Genomic DNA, 557 nt, shown 5'->3' with positions numbered 1-557 from the left:
CTCGGATGTGAAGCTCGAGTTCTTCGAGCCGCCAGCCGTACCGGGCTTTGGTGCTGCCGGTGGTTTCTCGCTCTGTTTGCTGGATAAAACGAACAGTGGCGACTACGAAACCTTCGTTACGATCCTGAACGCAACCTATGGTTTGGCGCTACCGATAGCATCACTGTCATAAATGGACGCCAAGGAAAACCAGTAATTACTTGGGAGGAATGGGGCCGCAAACAGAAAACAAGATAACGATCGTGGGGATCGTCGAGCAGCCGCAGAATTTGCCTGGCCCTAGCTTTCGGATTGGCCCGGCCGCCAGCAGCCCCGCCACGCCGATCATCCCGAACGGCAGGAGCGGCACCAGCAGCCTCGGCCCGGTCGACCATCCGCCGGTCCATTCCGGGTAGCTCACATTGATCAAGAACACCGCAAGGCTTGCCAGCAGCGCCACCAGACCCAGCCCCCACCGCTTCCGGGCCATCAGGGCGCTGGCGGTGAAGGTCGAAATGACCCAGATGCCGCAGCTAGTGGCCCTGTTCAATGGTCTCGGCGGCGGAGCCTCGGTATTG

1 protein-coding gene is annotated in these 557 nt (G+C 60.0%); it reads right to left on the bottom strand.

All coding sequences use genetic code 11. From position 1 onward, the window contains the following. Positions 1–196: 196 nt before the first annotated feature. The coding region (locus tag AB1L30_RS06370; protein ID WP_367012598.1) for a hypothetical protein at positions 197–557 on the bottom strand (361 nt) is incomplete at its 5' end.

The sequence above is a fragment of the Bremerella sp. JC817 genome (genome assembly GCF_040718835.1).
GTDB lineage: Bacteria > Planctomycetota > Planctomycetia > Pirellulales > Pirellulaceae > Bremerella.
The sequence above is the reverse complement of the archived record's forward strand: the minus strand, read 5'-3'. Positions and strand labels throughout refer to the sequence as shown.